This is a genomic window from Micromonospora sp. NPDC005710, assembly GCF_040630995.1.
Lineage (GTDB): Bacteria > Actinomycetota > Actinomycetes > Mycobacteriales > Micromonosporaceae > Micromonospora.
On record NZ_JBEXYP010000002.1, the window covers coordinates 328,227 to 348,034 of the forward strand.

17 protein-coding genes are annotated in these 19,808 nt (G+C 71.3%); 8 read left to right on the plus strand and 9 right to left on the minus strand.

Going from position 1 to position 19,808, the window contains the following annotated elements:
• From ABZ406_RS03850 to ABZ406_RS03865, 4 genes are read left to right on the plus strand one after another with little or no spacing between them, the layout of a single operon-like run.
• On the plus strand, positions 1-1,956 hold the full coding sequence (locus ABZ406_RS03850) for an MFS transporter (RefSeq protein ID WP_357755811.1): 1,956 nt from the start codon (positions 1-3) through the stop codon (positions 1,954-1,956).
• Complete coding sequence (locus ABZ406_RS03855; RefSeq protein ID WP_357755812.1) at positions 1,953-2,510, plus strand: hypothetical protein; 558 nt, start codon at positions 1,953-1,955, stop codon at positions 2,508-2,510. Before ABZ406_RS03850 ends, ABZ406_RS03855 begins: the two co-directional genes overlap by 4 nt.
• Positions 2,507-3,682: a M23 family metallopeptidase gene (locus ABZ406_RS03860; RefSeq protein WP_357755813.1), complete on the plus strand. Its 1,176-nt coding sequence runs from the start codon at positions 2,507-2,509 to the stop codon at positions 3,680-3,682. Before ABZ406_RS03855 ends, ABZ406_RS03860 begins: the two co-directional genes overlap by 4 nt.
• Positions 3,683-3,695: 13 nt before the next feature.
• Entirely contained in the window at positions 3,696-4,295 is a 600-nt protein-coding gene (locus tag ABZ406_RS03865; protein WP_357755814.1) for a hypothetical protein, read from the plus strand.
• Position 4,296: 1 nt separating this feature from the next.
• Here the strand turns inward: ABZ406_RS03865 and ABZ406_RS03870 are convergent, their stop codons facing one another.
• Positions 4,297-4,860 (minus strand): hypothetical protein, encoded by a 564-nt coding sequence (locus tag ABZ406_RS03870; protein ID WP_357755920.1) that lies wholly within the window; start codon positions 4,858-4,860, stop codon positions 4,297-4,299.
• A 195-nt stretch (positions 4,861-5,055) separates the two neighbouring features.
• On the opposite strand from ABZ406_RS03870, the gene ABZ406_RS03875 reads away from it, so the two are divergent.
• Both ABZ406_RS03875 and ABZ406_RS03880 read left to right on the plus strand, forming a co-directional pair.
• The gene (locus tag ABZ406_RS03875) at positions 5,056-7,617 is read left to right on the plus strand and encodes an FtsK/SpoIIIE domain-containing protein (protein WP_357755815.1); all 2,562 of its coding nucleotides are present in this window, start codon (positions 5,056-5,058) and stop codon (positions 7,615-7,617) included.
• A 103-nt stretch (positions 7,618-7,720) separates the two neighbouring features.
• Positions 7,721-8,365, plus strand: a complete 645-nt coding sequence (locus tag ABZ406_RS03880) for a hypothetical protein (protein ID WP_357755921.1) — start codon at positions 7,721-7,723, stop codon at positions 8,363-8,365.
• A 66-nt stretch (positions 8,366-8,431) separates the two neighbouring features.
• Here ABZ406_RS03880 and folE read toward each other — a convergent pair whose 3' ends face one another.
• From folE to ABZ406_RS03900, 4 genes are all read right to left on the minus strand, one after another.
• Complete coding sequence (gene folE / locus ABZ406_RS03885; RefSeq protein ID WP_357755922.1) at positions 8,432-9,097, minus strand: GTP cyclohydrolase I FolE; 666 nt, start codon at positions 9,095-9,097, stop codon at positions 8,432-8,434.
• A gap of 35 nt (positions 9,098-9,132) precedes the next feature.
• Positions 9,133-11,151: an ATP-dependent zinc metalloprotease FtsH gene (gene ftsH / locus ABZ406_RS03890; RefSeq protein ID WP_357755816.1), complete on the minus strand. Its 2,019-nt coding sequence runs from the start codon at positions 11,149-11,151 to the stop codon at positions 9,133-9,135.
• Positions 11,152-11,680: 529 nt separating this feature from the next.
• The gene (hpt, locus tag ABZ406_RS03895; protein WP_357755817.1) at positions 11,681-12,256 is read right to left on the minus strand and encodes a hypoxanthine phosphoribosyltransferase; all 576 of its coding nucleotides are present in this window, start codon (positions 12,254-12,256) and stop codon (positions 11,681-11,683) included.
• A gap of 100 nt (positions 12,257-12,356) precedes the next feature.
• Positions 12,357-12,506 (minus strand): hypothetical protein, encoded by a 150-nt coding sequence (locus ABZ406_RS03900; protein WP_357755929.1) that lies wholly within the window; start codon positions 12,504-12,506, stop codon positions 12,357-12,359.
• A gap of 138 nt (positions 12,507-12,644) precedes the next feature.
• On the opposite strand from ABZ406_RS03900, the gene ABZ406_RS03905 reads away from it, so the two are divergent.
• A complete protein-coding gene (locus ABZ406_RS03905) occupies positions 12,645-13,607 on the plus strand; it encodes a helix-turn-helix domain-containing protein (protein ID WP_357755818.1) in 963 nt (320 codons plus the stop codon).
• 9 nt (positions 13,608-13,616) lie between these two features.
• Here ABZ406_RS03905 and tilS read toward each other — a convergent pair whose 3' ends face one another.
• From tilS to dacB, 3 genes are all read right to left on the minus strand, one after another.
• The gene (gene tilS / locus ABZ406_RS03910) at positions 13,617-14,609 is read right to left on the minus strand and encodes a tRNA lysidine(34) synthetase TilS (RefSeq protein ID WP_357755819.1); all 993 of its coding nucleotides are present in this window, start codon (positions 14,607-14,609) and stop codon (positions 13,617-13,619) included.
• Between the two features lie 10 nt (positions 14,610-14,619).
• Positions 14,620-15,690, minus strand: coding sequence for a zinc-dependent metalloprotease (locus ABZ406_RS03915; protein ID WP_357755820.1), 1,071 nt, complete (start codon positions 15,688-15,690; stop codon positions 14,620-14,622).
• A gap of 93 nt (positions 15,691-15,783) precedes the next feature.
• Complete coding sequence (dacB, locus tag ABZ406_RS03920; RefSeq protein ID WP_357755923.1) at positions 15,784-17,253, minus strand: D-alanyl-D-alanine carboxypeptidase/D-alanyl-D-alanine-endopeptidase; 1,470 nt, start codon at positions 17,251-17,253, stop codon at positions 15,784-15,786.
• Between the two features lie 524 nt (positions 17,254-17,777).
• On the opposite strand from dacB, the gene ABZ406_RS03925 reads away from it, so the two are divergent.
• Positions 17,778-18,284, plus strand: coding sequence for an inorganic diphosphatase (locus tag ABZ406_RS03925; RefSeq protein ID WP_357755821.1), 507 nt, complete (start codon positions 17,778-17,780; stop codon positions 18,282-18,284).
• A 31-nt stretch (positions 18,285-18,315) separates the two neighbouring features.
• Here the strand turns inward: ABZ406_RS03925 and eccD are convergent, their stop codons facing one another.
• Entirely contained in the window at positions 18,316-19,719 is a 1,404-nt protein-coding gene (gene eccD, locus ABZ406_RS03930; RefSeq protein WP_357755822.1) for a type VII secretion integral membrane protein EccD, read from the minus strand.
• Positions 19,720-19,808 lie beyond the last annotated feature (89 nt).

Consider the following 19,808-nt stretch of genomic DNA (forward strand, 5'->3'; position numbering starts at 1 on the left):
ATGGCTAGGGCCTGGGCAAGGATCGCGTCGTTCCTGCTCGCCCTTGGCGTCCTGGCCGGGGCCACCCTCACCTGGCCACTGATCGGCGCGGCGGCCGCAGCCGCAGCACCGCCAGCCGCCCAGGCCCGCGCCGACCTGTGCACGACTGCCGAATGGCAGGCCGACTTCCGCGCCTGCGTGGCGAAACTGAAGCAAATTGGCGAGGGCGAGATCGAGTGTCGAAAGCCGCCCGTGCCGTCCGCGCCTGACTCGGGCCTCGCTGGCTGGTTCGCCTCCCGCCCGGACTCGTCCAAGTTGCCCGGGCCCAAGGGCATCTACAGCGACTACGGCTACGGCGGATACAGCTTCAACACGTATCGACCGGATGGTGGTTGCGCCTCCGCCGTCCTCCATCCCGACTACAAGTTCACCACTACCGTCGCCAATGGTGAGCTCATGATTGCCACAGCCGTCGTAGGTGCCTCGAACGCCCTGCGGGAACGGGCCTGGGACCCTCGCTCCATGTGGGATTGGGCCGACCCGCTGGTGGAGAAGGCCACCAAAGCCGTCTACCAGAAGGTCTTCAGCGTCTTCGGGATTGTCACGCTCTGCGTGGTGGGTCTCTACCTTCTCTGGCGCTCCCGCCAGTCAGACATGAGCAATGCGATGACGACGGCCGGATGGGCGTTACTGGTGATGGTGGCGGTCACCGCACTGGCGGCCTGGCCGGTCAAATCGGCGAACATCGCCGACGGCACCCTGATCACCTCGCTCGGCGTCGTGCACGACGCCATCGGCCCGGCTTCTAGAGACACCCCGCCTGATCAGTGCGATGATCCGGATCCCAATGCATGCAAGGACAACCGACCGCCCGCTGTTCGAGCCAGTGACACCGCCACCGAGGCCATGCTCTACCGCAACTGGTTGCGTGGAGTGCTCGGCTCGGCAGACAGCGAGACTGCCCGCAAGTATGGCCCTGCCCTGTACGACGCCAAGGCGTTCTCCTGGGAGGAGGCCGAGAAGCTGCGTGCCAACCCAGGCACCCGGGGAGCGACGGTCAAGGCCAAGCAGCAGCAGTGGATGACCATCGCGGAACAGATCGAGATCGAAGACCCGGAGGCGTACGAGTTCCTGACGGGTTCCCGAGACATGGACCGAATTGGCTCCGGGTTCATCGCCGTGCTCGCGGCGGTGCTCTTCGCAATGTTCGACCTGACCGCGTCAGTGCTGGTACTGCTGGGCTTTTTGATCTTCCGGTGGGCGGTGATCGCGGCACCCATCCTGGGCACAATCGGTCTGCTCCGGCCAGCCAGCGCCGGTCTGCGGCGGTTGGCGAACGCCGTGGTCGCCGCAGTTTTCAACATTGCCATCTTTGGCACTGGTGCCGCGATCTACCTCTTCGCGGTGGATCTGATCATGAGTACGCCCACCCTGCCGGGTTGGCTTCAGGTGGTGCTGGTCTGGCTCTGCGGGGTGGTCGGCTGGCTGCTCCTGCGCCCGTACCGGCGGATCACCCAACTGGGAGGCAAGGACAGCAGCGAAGCGGTCAGTTCAGCCGGGTCCTGGCACCGCCGGTTCTTCCGCGACATGCGGACCGCCGCTCGGCTGGACGTGGCCGAGCCGGGCGGCACCGCCGAGCCGGTGGGCGGACGTCGACGGTCACCCAACGCGGAGCAGACCCGGCTGCGTCCGGAGGCGCGGCGGGAGGATCCGGCCCCGGTGCCGACCGCTGCGGCCGAGGGCCGACGCGCCGACTCGGTGCGCCCGGACGGTCGAGAGCGGCCCGACGACGCGCCGACTGAGGATGGCAGGGGTCGGAACCGTCCGGTCGCCCCGCAGCCACGGCGTCGACAGCCGGCGACCTGGACCGAGCCGGATGTACCGGCTGAGAACCCGTCGTTCGTGGTCTACCGCCCGGGCTCCACCGAGCGAGCACCGGATCGCACCGGACCTCGGGTGCGCTCAGAAGCGAGGTGACGGTCATGCGACGGGCGTTGGAATTCCTCTTTACCCGGGCGCTACGGTCCCGGCTGGGCGTGGCGCTGCTCATCGGGGTGGTGGTCGTCGGCGTGCTCGGAGCGACCCGGCTGATCTCCAGCCCGGTCGACTCATCCGAAGGGTTGAGTAGCCGTCCCGATGGGCCGATCATCACAGTGGATCCGACGGCCGGCGACGACGGGCTGCTCGACAGCGCGGCACCGCCGTCGCCCGTCACACCCCCCGGCGCCCGCACCCCCGAACAGACCGCCGACCGCTTCGCCAAGGCCTGGCTGGGACGTCCGGGAATGACCACCGAAGAGTGGCAGGCTGGCCTACGGCCACTCTCCACGCCGGCGCTGCGGGAGAAGTTGACCGGCGTCGAGCCCGAGAGTGTGCCCGCCGAAAAGATTGCCGGCCCGCCGAGCCTGCGGGAGCGGACCGAGACATTCGTCGAGTTGCTGCTGCCCCTTGATGACGGCGGGCTCCGGCTGGAGTTGGTCGCCTCCGACGATGGTTGGCTGGTCGACGTTCTGGACTGGGAGCGGCCATGAACGACGCTGGTAGCGCCAAGACCCGCGGGCCCCTCCGGCTCGGTATGGTCGCCGCGATGCTCACGGGCCTGCTGCTCCTGCTCTGCTGCACCGGCGGCACCGCGGCGTTCTTCCTCACCGGGCTTGGCGGCGACGACGCCGAGAACGTGGATGCCTTGACGGGCAGGGAGTGCGGACCGGTCCGAGCGGTGAACGTCGCAGGCAAGCTGCCGCGGTTCACCGAGTACGGCGACACCCAGGTCCGCAATGCGGCGATCATCATCAAGGTCGGCCAGGACATGGGCGTGCCGTCGCGGGGCTGGGTGGTCGCCCTCGCCACCGCGATGCAGGAGTCGGCTCTCCGCAACCTGGCGAACACCGGCGTACCCGCGTCCCTCGCTCTGCCGCACGAGGGCGTTGGGGCGGACCACGATTCGCTGGGCCTGTTCCAGCAGCGGCCGGGATGGGGCACCGTCGCCGAGCGGTTGACTCCCGCGTACGCGGCCCGCAAGTTCTACGAGAAGCTCCTCAAGGTGGAGAGCTGGCAACGCCGTCCGCTGACCGCTGTAGCGCAGCGGGTGCAGGTCAGCGCCTACCCGGACGCGTACGCCAAACATGAAGAGGTAGCCAGCCGGATTGTGGACGCCCTGGCCGGCGGCGCGGCCCGCACCGTCGAGCTCAACGGCAAGGCGGTGTGCAACGCGGCCGAAGGCGGCCGGATCGCCGCCTCCGGTTGGACCGCGCCGATCCCAGGCGGAGTCGGCTCCGGCTTCCGCACCTCCAGCCGGCCCAGCCACAACGGAGTCGACATCGGCGCCGCCAAGGGCACCGAGATCCACGCAGCAGCGACCGGCCGGGTGTTGGTCTCGACCTGCGACGAGGACCATCGCGGTCGCCAAGACTGCAACGTGGACGGATACCCCGGTAAGGGCGGCTGCGGCTGGTTCGTCGACCTGCTGCACGCCAGCGGCTACATCACCCGGTACTGCCACATGGTGGTCCAACCCTTCGTCAAGAAGAATCAGATGGTGACGGCCGGCCAGGTGATCGGCAAGGTCGGCAGCAGTGGCAACTCCTCCGGCCCACACCTGCATTTCGAGGTGCACCTGCGCAACAACCGCCACGCGTCCGGCGCGGTGAATCCGGTCCCGTTCATGCGCGAGCGGGGCGCCCCGCTGCGCGCCGCTGAGTAGAGCCACCACCGATATGACCGGACCGTTACCCGACCCCTTCGCTGACCAGCCCGACTGGGCACCGCAACCACCGAGACCTCTGGCCATCATCCCCGCCACCGAGCGGGTGGAACTCCGCGGACAACGGGTCCTGGTCGGGCTACCCGGAATGGGTTGGCGCGGCGACCTGCGCGCGGACGACCGGGTGGTGCAGAGTGCCCGAACCTACGTGCCGGTGATCCCCGAACACGAGTGGTACCGGGCCGAAGCCGACCAGGTCGAGGTCTTCGCGCCGCTGGTGCCGGTGGAGCGGGTGTGGGTGGAGACCGTTGGTAGCCGCGCGGGACTGGACGGTACGCCTGACACCGGTATCCGGCTGGTCTCGCTGGACGGTCCGGCACACCGGACCCCCACACCGGTCTTCGAGGCGGACGCCGTCACCGGTCGACGGGTGGTACACGTCGAGGGCGGCCTGGAACACCGTGACCTTCGAGCGGTCACCGAAACCTACTCGGGTGCCGAGGGGGACATCTGCGTGCGAATTGCGCCGGAGGTGGAGTGGTACCGCTGGGCCTGGCGCGGCCAGTCACCCACCACCTTGGAGGTGCCGGTACACCTGCTGTGGATTGAATGATTCAGCTAACCTGCGCGCCGCCACATACTCGCCAACCACCATCGTCTTCGACGACAGTGAACGTCCAGTCCTCTCGGCGACTGCTTCGGACAACACCCTCAGCAGACCCGGAAATGGTCAGTGTGGTACGGACCGATTCCCCGTCATTAGACGCCGCGCGAGTCAGTTGGCCCCAACTGACTCTTACGGTGACATCGAACTTCACCTCACGCTGCTCAATCTCAGTCCTCAGGTCTCGGACGGCCTGCAATTCCGCCCCGCTCTCGCAGGTGAAATTTCCTGCCTTTGCGTCGTTGCGATCTACGAGGAATGCGCGCAGATAGTTGTCCACGACCACGTCGGGTGCGCTGCGGTCCGGGGTTGAGGCGCGGGTGTACCACACGTAGGCCGTCGCGACGCCGCCGAGAAGGAGCAGCGCGAGTACGCCTGCGACGACAGTGAGCACCGTCCGCATCCGGCGGCGTGGCGGCTGCGGTGCCGGCGGTGCCTGGGCGGGTGGCAGCGGCTCGGACGGTGTCCGCTGGGCCGGTACGCGGGAGACCTGGGAACCGGCGGGGGGCTGCACTGATTCCACCTCCTGAAGTTATCGGCTGGAAGCCCCGGAGCCAATGCCTCAGATCCAGCGGATCGTGACGGACCCCTCCCCACCGGTGAGATCCACGACAACACCGGCGCAGCGCCGAGGCACCTCCCGCAGGGGCGCCCCCGGCTGGGATACCGTCTCTGCTCGGGGAAGGGTTGCCAACCTCGGGTAGAGGGGGTGGACGCGGTGGCCGGTCCGAAGGCTCGTACCAACCGCGCCGCAGCCCTGCATCGTCGGGCGACGGCGGTGGCGACCGCTGCTGCTGGCATCTTGGACGAGACGCGGCCGGCTCCGGCTGATCAGCGCCGTCAGTACGAGGTGGCCGACCGGTTGCGGACGGCTGCGGCGGTGCTGGCTCCGGGTTGGGCTGGTGCGGCACTGGACTCGCTGACTGTGGATTCGCCGGCTGGTGATGGTCCGCCGTCGTTCGTGCGGGTGGGCACCGCGGCGCCGTTGGACGATGCTCGTTTTCCGGCGCTGGTGCCACTTGTCGGCACGGGTCATCTGAGTGTGGACGTAGACGCGCGGGAGCCACGGGTGGCCGGGTTGCTCCGGGCCGTACTTCTGCGGTTGTTGGGTGCGGCACCGGCGGGTGCGCTGTTGGTTCGGGCGGTGGATGCCACCGGGGCGGTGCTGACGCCGTTCGGGGCGCTCGCTGATGCTGGTCTGCTGCCACCGCCGGCGGTGGACGTGGCGGGTTTGCGGGCGGTGCTGACCGAGGCGGAGCAGTGGGTCACGCCGGGGACGAGTGGTCGGCGTCGGCACGATCGGACGCTGTTGCTGGTGGTTGCCGCGCTACCGGAGTCGACCGGCCCGAGCGATCTGGCTCGCATCGAGACGTTGGCCGAGCAGGGGCCGGCGGCTGGGCTGCATCTGGTGGTGGCGGGTTGGCCGCCCGCTGGCCCGTACTCGGCGCGGGCGCCACTGCCGCGTGCCACGCCGTTGGCGCTGCGTAATGCGTACGCGCTGCTGGGTAACCCGCCGGGGGCGTCGTTCGCCGGGCCGGGCGCCGATCCGCCGGGGGGTTTGAACTCGCCGGTCTTCGTCGAGTCGGACCCGCCGGCCGAGTTGGTCGACGCGGTTTGTCGGAGGCTCGCCGAGCAGGTGGAGGCGGGTTCCCGGTTGGCGTTGGGTGCTCTGCTGCCGCCGACGGGTGAGAGCCTGTGGGAGTCGGATTCGGCGGACGGGTTGACCACCACCGTCGGTGATGCCGGGGGCCGGTCGGTGTCGTTGGGGTTCACCGAGTTGACTCCGCACTGGTTGGTGAGTGGCCGGTCCGCGGCGGGGCGTGCCGCGTTCCTGACGACCGCGCTGCTCGGTCTGGCCGCCCGGTACGGCCCGGATGACCTGGCGTTCTACCTGGTGGATCTGAGCGACGGTGAGTCGTTCGTGGAGTTCCTGCAGACCGAGCGGGACCGGTCGTGGGTGCCGCAGGTGCGCGCGGCCGCGATGGCCGCCGACCGGGAGTACGTCCGGGACCTGCTGGACGAGTTGACGGCCGAGGTTCAGCGCCGAACGGAGGCGGGTGCCCGGGCCGGGGGGCAACGCTTCGGGGAGTTGCGGCAGCACCAGCCGCTGCCGCGGATCGTCTGCGTGGTGGACAATGTGCCGCTGCTCTTCGCCGAGCGGGACCGGTTGGCCGCCGAGGTGGCCGCCCAGTTGGACGGGTTGGCCCGGGCCGGTCGGGCGTACGGCGTGCACCTGGTCCTGGCGGGTGCTGGTGAGTTGGGGCTGAGTGCGCGTGCGGAGGCCGGTCATCGGGATTCGGTGCTCGGGCAGTTTCCGGTGCGGGTGGCGTTGCCGGGTGGTGGTCCGGTATTGGAGCCGACGAACGATTCGGCGGCCGGCCTGCCGGTGGGCAGCGCGGTGGTCAACACCGCCGGTGGGCTCGGCGGCCCTCGCGGTGCGATCCGTGGTCACGAACGGTTGCTCCGTCACCCGGACCCGCTGGATCATCCGGAGGTCGTGGAGGCTCTGCGGCACGAGTTGTGGGGGGCCCGTCCGGCCGGGTCGGTGCCGCCGGTGGTCTTCGCGGGTTACGCCAGGCCGTTGCTGGGCAACGATCCGCGTCACCGGGCGGCCCTGGCGGGGCAGGCGCACGGGCCGGCCGCCCTGTTGGGTCGGGCGCTGGACGTGGCCCGTTCGACGGTGGCCGTGCCGTTGGGGCCGGCGGCTGGTCGTAACCTCGCGGTGTTGGGCTCGGGCCCGGCCGCGGGTGGGTTGTTGGCCACGGCGGCCCGGAGCACGTCGGCTCACCACGCGCCGGGTGGAGCGCGCTTCCTGGTGGCGGCACCGGATCCGGGTTCCCGGGCGCTGGCGGAGGCGTTGACCGCCGAGTTGGCGGCCCGGCATCCGGCGGAGTTGGTGGATCTGCCGGCGCTGCTCGCGGACAGTGACGACGATCTGCCGACGTACCTGGTGGTCTTCGGGTTGGACCGGCCGGGTCCGCGGGAGCTGCCGGTGGACCGGTTGCGGTCGCTCCTGCGGGACGGCCCTCCGGCGGGGAGGCATCTGCTGGGCTGGTGGCGGGCGGTGCCACCGTTCGCCGCGTTGTTCGAGCCGGCGGGCGAGGTCGACAAGCTGGCCGCGGTGGTCGTGTTGGACGTGCCGGTTGCGCAACTCACTGCGGTCTTCGGTCGGCCGGTCGAGTGGCAGACGCGTCCCGACCGGGCGGTGCTGTGGGACGGCCCGGACGAGCGGGGCACCGTTCTGGTGCCGTTCGCGGACGAGGCCGGCTGATCGGGTGGCGCGGGTGGGGAGTGTCGAGGTGGATCCGAACGTAACTGTCACCGGGCCGGGGCGGCAGCGCGCCGCCGCAGCGTCCGGGGAGGCGACGGCGCCGGTGGCCGAGCCCGGCGCGGCCTGGGTGGAGTACCTTGCGGCCGCCCGTCAGTTGGACGGGGTACGCCGGAGTGCGGCTGCCGCCGCCGGTGAGCAGGCCCGGTCGGCGGAGGCCGCCCGGGAGGAGTTGACAGTGGTCCGTACCGGGCTGGTGAGTCAGCAGGAACGGCTGCGTGAGTTGGCCGTACCGGCGATCTCGCTGGTGCCGTCGCCGCCGGAGCTGACCGAGGCGGCCCGGTCGATGGCGGGTGGCCCGGCGGCGGTGCTGGCGGCGCTGCGGGCCGCGCGTGGTTGGGCCGAGGCGGCGGACGCCGCGCTGTCGGCGCGCCGCGGGATCCGGCCGGGGTCGTGGCCCGCGCGAGCGCGAAACCTCCTGGTGTACGGCCCGTTTGCGCTGCTGGTGCCACTGATCCAGGTCGCGGTCTTGTCGGCGACGGGGGTGGGACCGGCGACCGTGGCGGCGTTGATCTGCGGGCTGCCGATGCCTGCTGTCGCGTTCGTCGCCGGCTGGATCGGCATCGGGCGGTTCTTCCGGGTCAGCCCCACCGAGCGGCTGGACCGTACTGTCCGTTTCGGCGCGTTGGTGTGCCTGGTGCCGGCGGTGCTGGCCACGGCCGGCCTCCTGCTCGCCATGCTCGCTGGCTGACACCCCTGCGGGATCGCAACGGCCGGCCGTCCCGGAAGGGGGCGGCCGGCCGTGGTGCGTCCGGTGTCAGCGGGGGATGATCAGTGCCATCGCCTCGGCCCGCGACTTGGAGTCGCTCTGCAGGATGCCGCGTACGGCGGATGTGATGGTCTTGGCACCTGACTTCTGGATGCCGCGCATCGCCATGCACATGTGCTCGCATTCGAGGACGACCACCACGCCCCGTGGTGCGAGCTTGCTCATCAGGAGATCGGCGACCTGTGAGGTGAGTCGCTCCTGCACCTGTGGCCGCCGGGCGAAGACCTCGACGAGTCGGGCCAGCTTGGACAGGCCGGTGATCCGCCCGTCGGGGCCGGGGATGTAACCGATGTGCGCGCTGCCCCGGAAGGGCAGCAGGTGGTGCTCACAGAGGCTCATCACGTCGATGTCCCGGACGATCACCAGCTCTTCGTGGTGGGCTTCGAAGGTGGTGGTGAGGACCTGGGCCGGGTCGACCCGCAGGCCGGCGAAGAGTTCGGCGTACGCGCGGGCAACCCGGGCCGGGGTCTGCTGCAGACCGTCACGGTCCGGGTCCTCGCCGACCGCGATCAGGATCTCGCGGACGGCCTTCTCGATCCGGCCGAGGTCGACAACGTCCTCGACGGGGCGGCCGGTCAGCTTGCCGCTGATCAGCCGCGCGGCCACGTAGTCCAGCTCGTCGTCGCCGTCGGGTTCGGTCGCGGAAACGGCCAGCTCCCGGTGGGGGGAGCTGGCCGTCGGGTCGTTGCTCAGTGCGTGCCGTCCGAGTTGTTGGACGGCGCCACGCCACCGATCGACGCCTGCGCGCCGTCGGCCTGGGCCTGGGCCTTGAGCTTGTCCTTCTCCGCGGGGGTGAGGACGGGCGGCTCGGTGGAGGGCTGGCGCTTGCCGAAGCCGTTGTACGGCGCCAGCGGCGGGCGCTTCACCACCCGGGAGCAGATGCGCGCCATGTCGGCGGTGGAGAGAGTTTCCTTCTCCATCAGCTCGAGCACGATGTTGTCCAGGACGTCCCGGTACTCCACCAGGATTTCCCAGGCCTCGTCGTGCGCCAGCTCGACGAGTGCCCGCATCTCGCCGTCGATCTCGGCGGCCACCGAGTCCGAGTAGTCCCGCTCGTGGCCCATGTTGCGGCCGAGGAACGGCTCGTCCCCGCTGGTGCCGTACTTGATCGCGCCGAGCTTGGAGCTCATGCCGTACTGGGTGATCATCGCGCGGGCCAGTTGGGTGGCCTTCTCGATGTCGTTGCCCGCACCGGTGGTCGGCTCGTGGAAGACCAGTTCCTCGGCGGCGCGACCGCCCAGCGCGTACGCCAGGGTGTCGATCATTTCGGCGCGGGTCTGGGTGTACTTGTCTTCGGTCGGGAGCACGAGGGTGTGGCCCAGGGAGCGGCCACGGGACAGGATCGTCACCTTGTGCACCGGCGCGGCGTGCGGCAGCGCCCAGGCGACCAACGCGTGGCCACCCTCGTGGTACGCGGTGATCTTCTTTTCGTTGTCGCTCATGACGCGGGTCCGTCGCTGCGGGCCGGCGACCACCCGGTCGATCGACTCTTCCAGCGAGTCGTTGGAGATCGCCCGCTGCTCCTTACGAGCGGTGAGCAGGGCCGACTCGTTGATCACGTTGGCCAGGTCGGCGCCGCTGAAGCCCGGCGTACGACGGGCCACCGCGTCGAGGTCGACGTCGGGCGTGAACGGCTTGCCCTTGGCGTGCACCCGGAGGATGGCCTTGCGGCCCTCCATGTCGGGGGCGTCCACCGGGATCTGCCTGTCGAACCGGCCCGGGCGCAGCAGCGCCGGGTCGAGGATGTCCGGCCGGTTGGTGGCCGCGATCAGGATGACCCCGCCCTTGGTGTCGAAGCCGTCCATCTCGACGAGCAGCTGGTTGAGCGTCTGCTCCCGCTCGTCGTGGCCGCCGCCCATGCCGGCGCCACGGTGCCGGCCGACGGCGTCGATCTCGTCGACGAAGACGATCGCCGGGGCGTTCGTCTTGGCCTGTTCGAACAGGTCACGGACCCGGCTGGCGCCGACGCCGACGAACATCTCGACGAAGTCGGAGCCGGAGATGGAGTAGAAGGGCACCCCGGCCTCGCCGGCGACCGCGCGGGCCAGCAGCGTCTTGCCGGTGCCGGGCGGGCCGAACAGCAGCACGCCCTTCGGGATCTTGGCGCCCAGGGCCTGGTACTTGGCCGGGTTCTGGAGGAAGTCCTTGATCTCGTACAGCTCTTCGACGGCCTCCTCGGCACCCGCGACGTCCGCGAAGGTCGTCTTCGGAGTGTCCTTGGTGATCATCTTGGCCTTGGACTTGCCGAAGTTGAGCACCCGGGAGCCGCCGCCCTGCATCTGCGACATGAAGAACAGCAGCAGGAGGACGAGCAGCGCGATCGGCAGCAGGTTGACCAGCAGGCTCACCCAGATGCTGTCCGAGGAGACCTTGGCGTCGGCCGGGCCGGTGACCCGGTTGGCCGCCTTGGCGTCCAGCACCTCGTTCCAGATCTGGTCGCCAGCCTGGTACGGGAACTGGGCCTCGATCTTGTTGGTCTCGGTCTTGCCGAACTTGGTCTTCTGGGCCAGGTCCAGCTGGAGCGTCTGCTCCTTGTCCTGAAAGACCACCTTGTTGATCTTGGCGGTGTGCAGCTGATCGAGCGCAACGGAAGTGTCCACGCGGTGGTAGCTGGGACCACTGGTGAACAGCTGACTGAGCACAACGGCGCCGAGGATGACCAGGATGATCCAGACCACCGGTCGGCGGAAGAAACGCGTACGTTCCATACTGTTGTCGAGCGCCGGAGCGCCCGCATCCTCCTGATCGACGTCCTGACCGTCTGATGGTGTCGCCGCGTGAGCGGCGGCCGGAGCCGCCGTGCGGGCCGGCCTCGACCCCGGGGCGCGAAAACTGCCGCGCCGCGGTCATTCGACGGTACACCGTGTACGCGAGGAGTGAGCTTGCGAGCCCCGCAGTCGTGCACCATCAAACGACCCAGTACGCCAGCAGAGTGCCTGCGAGCCTGCGCACCGGGCGTGCCTTCGACATCGACGACACGCACCGTGGGCAGGCCCACCAGCCCAGCAGCCAACGTACGGCGAGTCCGGGTGGAAGCCGGCGTGGCGGGGAGTCCGGCTCGGCCACCCGAGCGCCCGGTCACGCGATCGAGAGGGTCGAGCGCGGAGTTGCCTCCGGGCCACCGGGTTACACGGTAACCGCAACAGCTGAGAGCGCGCTGAACGTCGGCTTGATGGATACCGATGCGAGTCGGGCTCATGCCGACCGGTGGGTCACCCCGACGGGTCTGCCCCGGTGTCAGGAGCGGGCGTAGACCTCGGGCTTGAGCACCCCGACGTAGGGCAGCTCGCGGTAGCGCTCACCGAAGTCGAGGCCGTACCCGACCACGAACTCGGTGGGGATGTCGAAGCCGACGTACTTCACTCCGACCGGGACCTTCACCGCGTCCGGCTTGCGGAACAGGGCGACCACCTCGACGCTCGCCGCCGAACGCGACTCGAGGTAGCGCAGCAGCCAGGAGAGCGTGAGCCCGGAGTCGACGATGTCCTCGACGACGACCACGTGCCGACCGGCGATGTCCCGGTCCAGGTCCTTGAGGATGCGGACCACCCCGGACGAGGTGGTGCCCTGGCCGTAGGAGGAGATGGCCATGAAGTCGAGCTCCGCCGGCGGGCCGTTGCGGCCCAGCGCCCGGGCGAAGTCCGCCATGAACATCACCGCGCCCTTGAGGACGCACACCAGCAGCAGCCCGTCGCCCACGTGGGAGTAGTCGGCGGAGACCTGCTTGGCCAGCTCCGCCGTCTTCTCGCGGATCTGCGCCTCAGAGATGATCACGTGGTCGATGTCGGCGTCGTACCAGGAGCCGTCAGCCATGACTCCTAGCCTGCCGTACGTCGGATGGCCTCCGTCGGCGGGGCCGCACCTTTTGGCGCGGTCCCGCCAAGGATTTTCTGCGCAAACAACGCTAATCACATCAGTTGGTGCGGGACTGCCAGCGGCGGCCGTCGTCGCTGGGCTTCCAGTCGGCCGAATCGTGGCTGTCGGCGGTGAGGCCGGTCGCCGACGCGGCGACGAGCAGGACGAGGAACAGGAGGAAGAGCAGGAACTCCATGGCGGCGCTCACTTTCGCATGATTGCTGTCGGTTTCGCCGCCGGTGCGCACCGGACTGAGACCAGTCTGCGCGCCTTTCAACCGACCGGACAGTGGCAGGAATGCCATTGGTCATCGATTTACTGCCACCTGTCGGGTTACCCTCGTCACATGCTGCGGTCCGTTGCCGTCCTCGCCCTCGACCAGGTCGCTCCCTTCGAGCTCGGCGTCCTCGCCGAGGTGTTCGGCACCGACCGGACCGCCGACGGGTTTCCCGCCTACCGCTTCCAGGTGTGCAGCCCCGACGGGGCTTCCGTGCGTACCTCGTCCGGCTTCCACCTCACTCCGCACGCCGACCTCGGCCCGGTCGACGAGGCCGACCTGGTGGCCATCCCGGCGCACAGCCAAGGCACCACGGTCCCCGGCCCGGTGCTCGACGCCCTCCGCCGGGCCGACGCCCGCGGCGCGCACCTGTTCAGCGTCTGCTCCGGGGCCTTTTTGCTCGGCGAGGCCGGGCTGCTGGACGACCGCGAGTGCACCACCCACTGGCGTTACGTGGATGAGCTGCAACGCCGGCACCCGCGCGCCCGGGTGCGCTGCAACTCGCTCTACGTCCAGGACGGGCGGCTGCTCACCAGCGCCGGCACGGCGGCCGGCATCGACGCGTGCCTGCACCTGATCCGCCAGGAACACGGCTCGGCCACCGCGACCCGGCTGGCGCGGCGGATGGTGGTCCCGCCGCACCGCGACGGCGGCCAGTCCCAGTACGTCGAGGCGCCCATCCCGAAGGCGCCCGAGGCACCCACCCTCGAACCGGTGCTCGAGTGGCTGATGGGTCACCTGGACCGGACGATCACGGTGGAGGAGCTGGCCGCCCGCGCCGGCATGGCACCCCGTACGTTCGCCCGTCGGTTCCGCGCCGAGACCGGCACCACCCCGCACGACTGGCTCACCAACCAGCGGGTGCTTCTCGCCCGGCGGCTGCTGGAGGAGACTCCGTTGAGCGTGGAGGCGGTCGCCGACCAGTCCGGGTTCGGCGACGCGGCCGCGCTGCGGCACCATTTCAGCCGTCGGGTCGGGGCGACCCCGCACAGCTACCGGACCACCTTCCGGGACCGGGCGCACAGCGGCTGACCAGAGGTCTCAGCCGGGGACCACGGGGGCCAACCGGCCGTCCCGGCGGAGCACCCGGACACCGCCGGGCAGGTCGGCCGGGCCCTGACCGCGCCAATCGGTCACCAGGGCGTCCAGGGCGGCGACGTGCCGATGCGACAGGGCACCGGGCAGCGCGCCCAGCTCGCGGGCCCAGGAGTGCAACACCCGGCCGCGCACGGCGGGGACCAGGCCGAGCAGCGCCGGAACGGACAGCCCTCCCTCGGGGCACCGGGCCTCCGCCAGCGCCGTCCCCGCCAACTCGTCGAGCGCGGCGTTGTCGGCGGCAACCAGCCGGGCGGTACGCGCGAGGTTGTCCACCACACCGGGTCCGAGCGCCCGCACCAGCGCCGGCAGCAGGTCGGCCCGCACCCGCGACCGGGCGTACGACGGATCGGTGTTGTGCGGGTCCTGCCACGGGCTCAGCCCGAGCACCGCGCAGGCGGCGCGCGTCTGATCCCGACCGATCTCCAGCAGCGGGCGCAGCAGCGGCACCCCGCCCAGATCGCGCCGGGCGGGCATCCCGGCCAGGCCGCGTGGGCCGGAGCCCCGGGCGAGGGCTAGCAGCACCGTCTCCGCCTGGTCGTCACGGGTGTGCCCGGTGAGCACGGCCACCGCGTCCTGCTGCCGGGCAACCTCGGTCAGTGCCTGGTAGCGGGCCTCGCGGGCAGCCGCCTCCGGCCCGCCGGGACGCCCGGCCACCTCCACCCGAACCACTGTCGTCGAGCCGAACCCGACGTCCCGCCCCCAGGCGGCCACCGCTTCCGCACGCGGCGCGGAGCCGTCCTGGAGGCCGTGGTCGACTGTGACGAGCAGCGTGTCGCGGCCCAGCCGAGGTGCCACGAAGACGGTCGCTGCCGCGAGCGCGAGCGAGTCGGCACCACCGGAGCAGGCGACAAGCACCGGCCCGCCGGACGGCAGACCGGTCAGGGCCCGCCGGACCGCCACCCGGATCGCGGCCACCGGCGGAGCGAGCGCGGCCACCGGCGGGTGGTCAGCCAGCGGCCGGGATGGTGCCGGCCGGGCCGTGCACCCGGGCGACCCACGCGTCCGGGTCGCCCAACTCCGAGAGCCGGGGCAGGGTGAGCGGCGAATTGAAGATCGAGTTGAAGCCCTCCATGCCGACGCGTTCCACCACGCCGTGCACGAACTTGCGCCCCTCGGCGTACTGGCGCATCTTGACGTCCACCCCGAGCAGCCGGCGGATCGCCTTCTCCAGCGGGTTACCCGCCTCCCGGCGGCGGTTGAAGGACGCCCGGATCCGCTCCACGCTCGGAATCACCTGCGGGCCGACGCCGTCCATCACGAACTCGGCGTGCCCCTCGAGCAGGGTCATCAACGCGGTCAGCCGGTCCAGGACGGCCCGCTGCGCCGGGGTCTGCACGATGTCCAGCACGCTCGTGCGGCTCTCCGGGTCGCGGACCGCCTCGGACAACGTGGACACCCCGTGCCGCAACCGCTCGACGAGGTGGTCACTGCCGCTCGACGAGGCGTCGACGAACGCCTGCACCTCGCTGAGGAAGTAGGCCCGCATCCATGGCACCGCCGTGAACTGGGTGCGGTGGGTGACCTCGTGCAGGCACACCCAGAGCCGGAAGTCCCGAGGGTCGGCGCCGAGCTTGCGTTCCACCTCGACGATGTTCGGCGCGACGAGCAGCAACTGACCCGGATCGGCCGAGAACACCTCGTACTGGCCGAGCACCCGGCCGGAAAGGTAGGCCAGCACCGTGCCGGCCTGCACCCCGGTCAGCCGGGACCCGATCGCCTCGGTCAACGCGCCCGGCTGCTTGTCGCCGGACAGCCGGCTCACCAGCGGAGTGATCACCTCGCGGAGCCCGGCGATGTTCGTCGCGGCCCAGTCGCGGCGATCGACCACCCGGACCGGTGGGTGCGACACCTGCGCCCGCAGCCCCGTGTAGTCGGCCACGTGCCCGGCCGCCTCCTCGGTCAGCCGGCGGAGGTCGCCGACCACGTCGGTGGCTTCGGCGTACGACACGCGGGGGCCAGACTTGCTCAACGCCCCCGCCGTCGCGGCGGCCAGATCCCAGTCCACGAACTGCGCCATGAACCCACCGTACCCGCGCCGCGACACCTCGGCCCGGCCTCGCGCCCCCGATCGACACCGATGGAGCCCGGTGTCACCCCGGACCGGCGACGGTCAGCCGCAGCCGCAGCCGGCCAGCGCGGCGGCGATCCGGTCCAGCGCCGGCTGGGCGGTGTCCCGGTCACCCGGCACCTTGTCGGTGAGCACCGCGAAGGTCAACAGCCGACCGTCGGCGGTGGTGACCAGGCCCGCGATGGAGTGCACGCCGGTCAGGGTGCCGGTCTTGGCCCGGACGCTGCCCGCACCCGCGGCGGTGCCCGCGGTGTCGCGGTAGCGCTCGTTGAGCGTGCCGGACCAGCCACCCACCGGCAGACCACCGAAGACGCCCGCCAGCTCCGGATGGTCCGGACTCGCTGCCAACCGGATCAGGTCGGTCAGCAGCGACGGGCTGATCCGGTTACGACGGGACAGACCGCTGCCGTCGGAGACGTCGATCTCGTCCGCCGGTAGGCCCAACTCCGCCACCTCGGCGTCCATCGCGGCGGCGCCCCCGTCGAACGAGGCGGGCTGGTTGCGGGCCAACGCGACCTGCCGGGCGAGCGCCTCGGCCACCAGGTTGTCGCTCTCGCTGATCATGACGTCGACGAGCCGGATCAGCGGCGGGGACTGCACCACGCCCAGTTCGGTACCCGGTGCCGGGCTGGCACCGGTCGCCGCCTGAGGTGGGGCGGTGCCCCGCCGCACGGCGTCGTTGGGCACCCCGAGCAGCCGGGCGAAGGCCTTGCCGGCAGCCAGGTCCGGCTCGGCGAACCGCTGGGCGGAACCGTGCGCGACGCCCGGGTCCGTACGCGCGCCGTCGGTCATCAACGCGGTCACCGCGCCGCCCGACCCGCCGGTGGGGATGTCGTCGTCCCAGCCGGGGCCGTAGACCGGGCCGGAGTAGACCGAGCCGTCGACAGTGACACTGGTCGGGGGTGTGCCGCCGAGCGCGGTGCGCACCTGGGCGGCCAGGTCGTCGAGGCGCGCCGCACCCGGGTAGTAGCTCTTCTTGTCGATCGCGAGGGTCGGGTCGCCGCCACCGACGATCACCACCTCGCCGGCCTTCGCACCGGCCACCGCACGCGTGGAGATCCGGTAGCCGGGCCCACGGGCGGCCAGCACCGTCACGGCGGTCGCCAGCTTGGTCACCGAGGCCGGGACGGTGCCGTCGTCCGCCCCCTTGGCGAACAGCGTCTGACCGGTGATCACGTCGGCGACCGAGACGTTCACCCGGTCGCCGAGGACGGGGACGCCGACCAGGGGATCGAGCACGGCACGGACCCCGTCCGGGGTGGGCACCGGGGCATTCGAGTCCGGACCGGCCAGCACCTCCGACGCAGCGGGTTCCGGGGTCACACCGGCCGCGTTCGGGCCGGCCCCGGCCTCGTCACCCAGCCACCCGGCGACCGGCCCGGGACGGGTGATCACGACTCCGACAGTGGCGAGCACCAGCACGAGCACGACAGCCAGGAGCACCGGCAGCCGCCTCCGGCGGCGCGGCGCGGCGGGCGCGGGCGCGGGTGCGGCGTCGGCAGGTGCCGGCAACGCGGAGATCGGCGGGCCCAACGGGGGGACCTCGCCGGGGGCGGCTGGGCCGGGAGCGAAGGACGGGCTGACCGGCGCGGGACTGACCGGGACGCTGGCGCTGCCGCGCGGCGGGCCGCTCACCGGCCGCTCGCCGTCGGCCGGCACGTGCCCGGTCTGCGGTGTGGGCGGCGGGGCACCGGCCGGGGGCCGCCAGGGCAATGGTGGGGGGCGCTCAGGCACCGTCTCCGGTGTCGGGGCCGCTGGTTCGGGAGCGCGTGGGAGGTGCGCCTCCGGCACCGGAACCCGCCCCTTGGCACTGCCGGAGCCGGATCGTCCGGTACCGTGCGCGGAGCTCCCGTCCGGGCGGTAGTGTGAATCTTCCCTCCCCACGACCCCCTCCTCCCCCAGCGAAAAACGGCTTGGGTGACACTACTTCGGTCCGAAGACTATGCGGCGGCCGGAGTCGGCGGGTGGGCATTCACCTGTCCGGAGGGCCGCCATTGGTTCCGTTAGCCAGCGTGGGCAGACGAGGGAGCGTGCAGATGGATTTCGACGTGACGGTTGAGATCCCCAAGGGTCACCGGAACAAGTACGAGGTGGACCACAAGACCGGCCGGATCCGGTTGGACCGCACCCTCTTCACCTCCACCCAGTACCCGGCCGACTACGGGTTCATCGAGGGCACGCTGGGCGAGGACGGCGACCCGTTGGACGCCCTCGTGCTGGTCCCCGAGCCGACCTTCCCGGGCTGCCTGATCCGCTGCCGCACCATCGGCATGTTCCGGATGACCGACGAGAAGGGCGGGGACGACAAGGTCCTCTGCGTGCCCTACGAGGACCCCCGCCAGGAGCACCTGCGCGACATCCACCACCTGGGCGAGTTCGACCGCCTGGAGATCCAGCACTTCTTCGAGGTGTACAAGGATCTGGAGCCCGGCAAGTCGGTGGAGGGCGCGACCTGGGTCGGCCGCACCGAGGCCGAGGCCGAGGTCCACAACTCCTACCGGCGAGCCCGGGAGGCCGAGGCGCGCGGCGAGTCCGCCCACTGACGACCGCTGACGCACCGGGCCCGAGGGTCGCTCAACCGAGCAACCCTCGGGCCCTGTCGTACAGGTCGAGCACCGCGCAGGCGATCGGCACCACGGCGACCACCAGGGCCGTGTCGGTGAGGTCCGCGACCCTTCCGAGGTACGGCGAGACGGGCCGGCGGGCGTACCCGGTGCCGCTGGCGACCGCCACCAGGGCCAGTGCCGCCCCGCCGAGGACCAGCACCGTCCGCCCGGTGTCGTCGGCCCGACCGACGAGCACCGCGCCCAGCACCGCGTAGCCGGCCAGCCCGGCGAGCACCGTCGGCACCCGGTGTCGCAACGCCACGAACAGCCGTGACCGCAGCAGCAGCACCGCCGAGGTGACCGCCACCAGCACCCGACCGGCAGTGCCACCGGCCACCACGAGGACGACAGCGGTGGCCACCACCAGCAGGGCGTGGCCGATCAGCATCCCGGTGAGCATCTCCTCGGTGCGGATCACCGCGGCGTGCACCCGGCCGCGGTCCGGCAGATCCCGGGCCCGCTCCGGCTCCGCCACTGCTGTCGAGGCCGGCAGGGTGATCGGCGGCAGCGGCAGCTTGCCCAGGCGGATGGCCAGCAGCGGGATCACGCCGACGGCGAAGACCAGTGCGCTGAGCAGCACCGCGGCGGCACCCGCAGTGGTCGTCAGCAGCCCACCGAGCGCGGCACCCGCGCCGATCAGGCCGACTGTGACACCGGCCACGAACACCCGCAGCCGGCTGGCCACCCCGAGGAGACCGACAAGCGCCACCAGCAGCAGCGCGACCGAGCCGGCAAGCAGCTCCGGAGCACCCACCCAACGGACCGGGCCGAACGGCCCGACCGGGTCGCCGGAGCCGACCGCGAGAGCGCCGGCAGTGAACGCGTACGGCAGCGCGTACCCACCCAGCGTCGCCCCGGCGGCACCGTCGCCGTTGGCGCGGGAGGCCACCGTGCCGGCCACGGTGAGCAGCAGCGCGACCGCGACGGCCGCCAGCCACCCGGCCCGGTACGTCGGGCCACCGGCGAGCAGCGCGAGCAGTCCGACCGCGAGCGGTACGGCGGCACCCGCCAGACCGGCTGCCCGGGTGGCGGTGGGCGACCACGCGCCGCCGCGGCGGCGGGCGCCGTCGACGATCGCCTCGATGACGTCGTCGTACTCCAACTCGGGCCAGTGCGCACGGGCCGGTACGAGGTGCAGCACCTCACCGTCGCGGACCCCCTGCGGCAGCAGCGCCTGCGCGGTCACGAGCACCGCCCCGTCGGTGCGTCGGAGCACCCAACCGCCGTGCTGCTCGCCGTCGTCGGCCAGCCCGACACCGGCGTGCCGGAGCACGTCGGGCAGCAGCTCGGCCAGTGGCACCTGCTCGGGCAGGGCGACGTCCAGCCGTCGTTGCGGCGCGCTGATGGTGACACGTGCCAGCCCGGATGTCATCGACTGGTCTCCATATTGAGGGGGATCGGAGGCTGCGCGGACGACAGGACTTTACCTACCATGAGCCAGGCTCGGGTTACCCAGCGCTG